We start from the raw sequence: 3,136 nt of genomic DNA, 5'->3' as shown, positions 1-3,136 counted from the left end.
CCCAATACCGCCGGTAATTTTTTTAATGATTGTACCGTGATAGAAGAAAGCCCCATTTCCGGCCTTTCTATATTGGCAGACTTTTCCGAGGTTACCGTTACCTGATTCAATGAAATAATATTGTCATCCATTGCTACATTTAGCACTCCGTCCCCACGAAGATTGACCTGCCTTTGTTCCTGGTATGCTCCGAAATTTTGGAAAATTAAAGTGTGGCGCCCTTTACTTAAAGTAATGGTGTAGTTACCTTCTTCATCTGATATAGACTTGGCACCTTCCGCTGTAGTATAGATTAAAGCACCAATGATAGGCTCTCCGGATTCAAAGCTTGTGATTTTTCCTTTTAAAACGGCCACTTTAGCACCCGGAGCATCATTACTATGACCAATTTCCCATAGCCTGTTCTTTGCAAAAGAACGGTCTTTGTTTACTATTTGAATAGAATTGTTCACCATTAAACTTGCTGAGGATGATTTGACCTCAAAAAAATCTTTTGGAAGCTCCATACTCAAGGCATTTCCCCGGCTAATGAAAACTCTTCTTTCATCGTCGATGGCATAAAATAAGTCCGACCCTTTAAAAATTTCATCCAATAAATTCTCAATGGTGCTTTCGTAGGCATTGACATTGATGGTTAGGGTGTCAACATCTGTTTGTTTGAAGAAAAGGCGATAACTAGATTTGCTTTCGACCATTAGGGAAAATTGATCAAAAGAAACTCCTGAAAAAATCCCTGAAATTCTTTCCTCACTTGGTGTTTGCGCAAATGTATATTGCAAGCCTATCAAGAAAAGGAAGCTTGCTAACCTAAATAATTTCTTAATCATGGTTGGATATTATTCGACATATTCACCAAAGTTTTCAAATAAGTTTCTCTATCTTTTTTGTACCGAAGACCTAAAGTTTTTAGCTCTTTTTTTGCTGATTTTTTAGCTAGACCTAAGGTTTCAAAAACTTTATTTTTTTTGGGAACCTCCACCAGTTTACCTTCGATTTCAAAAAAGTATTTGACCACTTCTTCATAACTTCTAACGAGTTCCATGGTAGAAGATTCTTGCTTCTTTTGTTTTCTGTGTTTGGCATATAAGCCTATTTTACCTGCCTCAACTTCTCTGTAAAACCCGTTTTTGTGAAATAAGAAATCATTAGGTTTTTCTTTTTTGATAAATAAGGAACCGTCAATTAATTTGAAACTGTCTATTTTTAAGTGATTTAAAATCATCCTTTGATGAAAAGCAGAGGAAAAGGAAAGGACCCAATCCTCCCAAATATCATATTGTAGGGGAACACCTTCAAAGTAGTTTTCGCCAATGATTATAGTCCCCAAATCCATTTTTGAAGATAAGTAAAACGGATGCCCATCCAAAGACCTGTTTTCCTCAATATAATGGGTACCCGTGTTAATTTCCGGGAAAAATTGTATGATCTCCTCATACCTTCCTACCAATTGTTTTGATTTAGGCTCCTGGGCTTTCACCTGATAAGATCCTGTCAAAATAATTGCCATTATTATAGTTCTGAACATTAAAGGAATGAATCTTAAGCGTCAAAGAATAGGATTAAAAATTTCTGAAATATAGGACATTTTATTTTAATTAAAACTAGCTTTTTAACAATGATAGAAAAATAGTTTTAAATCAATCTTAAAAAATGATTAATTGATTAACCATAGTTTTTAGCAATGATTAATAATTTGAATAAAACTTTAATTTTTTAGAACTAAAACACCCTTGTAGAACAAAATAAATGAAAATTACCATCTCTTCAGGTTCAAATGAAAGGTGATTTTTCCTATGTTTTAGAAATTAAATTTAAAACAGGGGGTTGAAGTAAATGGGGGCGGTTAGATCAAAATAGTACAATGGGAAATAAACCGCATGGTGAATATAAAAACTAGCATTCATGAGTAAATCTATTTGGCCTGATTGTTGGCTATGGTTGTATTTAGAAAACAGAGATTTTTTAATTCAAGATAAAGTTGATAAATACATTTCCTCCAAATTGTAAGAAGCCAACAGCTCAAATTGTACTGCTAGGAACAGTTCCTTCAGGTTTTGATTTCCTGTTTAAGTATCAGCATAAGTTTAAAAAAATTAAGGTCACTTTATTTGAAAAATCAGAGCTCGGACCATTCTTATTGGAGGCATTACTTTTGACTAGAGGAAAGCATATGATTTCTAATCCGAATGGGTGTTCTAAATATCAAATAGAGAATATAACTATTACTATCATTCGTTCCTCCATAAGCTCAATAAAGGAAGAGGAAAGGCTAATCAATCACAGCGATGGGAAAATAAGATATGATTACCTGTTAATAGGAAAGGCACAGCCGATAAAGGTTTTTACTAATTGTGTGCAAAGCTTAGGTAGGCTTTTATGTGGAGCAGAACAGTCAGATAATAAGCTTAATAAGGAAGAAGTGGTGCTGGTAGAAGGTCATGACTTGTTTGCCATTGCTATTGCAATTCGTTTGTTACATTTTGGCATTGTGCCTGTTATTATCTGTCATGAGTCAAGGTTTGCAAGTAAAGAATTGCCGGAAGAGGAAGCCTGGTTAGTTGGGAAGTATTTAAAGCAAATAGGTGTTGAGTCTATTTTTGATGTTTACCTAATATTCAACAGCTTAATAAGCAAAAAAAACATGCTGGAAGTCAAAACTTCTAAGGGTAAAACCTTTCATGCCCATACCATTATTTCTACTACCGGAGATTTCTTTCATTCATTGGATCTGCTGAGGGATTGTAGTGTGAAGAATTCCCATGACCGAAACACAGATCATTTAGATTTTTTTTCCGTTGATGATATCGGAAAAATGAAATCTTCAGCGTTAATCAATAAGGCAATGGCTGAAATGGCCTTTAAATGGAATAATAGGCATTACTTATTAAACGGTAGTCCTCTAAGCTCGCAATGCGATTTCAGTGGACTTGAATGGAAAAAATATGGGGAAATATCCACTAACTGTGGTCAAGATACCCAAAATTTTTACTGGGAACATCCGAGGGGAGAAGTTTCATTTCGAATGCAATATGAAAATACAAATTTATTAATTAAAGGTATATCCTGTTTGAGTTTACCATTTAAAAGTGGGTTTATCGAGTCTGTTTTAAAAGAGAAATGGAATGCTTACGAATTT

At 34.4% G+C, this 3,136-nt stretch carries 3 protein-coding genes; 1 reads left to right on the top strand and 2 read right to left on the bottom strand.

Going from position 1 to position 3,136, the window contains the following annotated elements; all coding sequences use genetic code 11:
* Both AAC037_RS22600 and AAC037_RS22595 read right to left on the bottom strand, forming a co-directional pair.
* On the bottom strand, nucleotides 1-827 hold an 827-nt coding region (locus AAC037_RS22600; RefSeq protein ID WP_339905810.1), incomplete at its 3' end, for a carboxypeptidase-like regulatory domain-containing protein.
* Nucleotides 824-1,507: a hypothetical protein gene (locus AAC037_RS22595; protein WP_339905808.1), complete on the bottom strand. Its 684-nt coding sequence runs from the start codon at nucleotides 1,505-1,507 to the stop codon at nucleotides 824-826. The genes AAC037_RS22595 and AAC037_RS22600, both read right to left, overlap by 4 nt.
* A 471-nt stretch (nucleotides 1,508-1,978) precedes the next feature.
* Here AAC037_RS22595 and AAC037_RS22590 point away from each other — a divergent pair.
* On the top strand, nucleotides 1,979-3,136 hold a 1,158-nt coding region (locus tag AAC037_RS22590; protein WP_339905806.1), incomplete at its 3' end, for a hypothetical protein.

Origin of the sequence: uncultured Cyclobacterium sp. (genome assembly GCF_963976465.1) — a bacterium.
GTDB lineage: Bacteria > Bacteroidota > Bacteroidia > Cytophagales > Cyclobacteriaceae > Cyclobacterium.
Note: the sequence above shows the minus strand (reverse complement) of the source record. Positions and strands in the feature narration are given on the sequence as shown.

Coding starts and splice junctions, on each gene's coding strand:
- AAC037_RS22595 (WP_339905808.1), bottom strand. CDS start 1,507: ATGGCAATTATTTTGACAGGATCTTATCAGGTGAAAGCCCAGGAGCCT.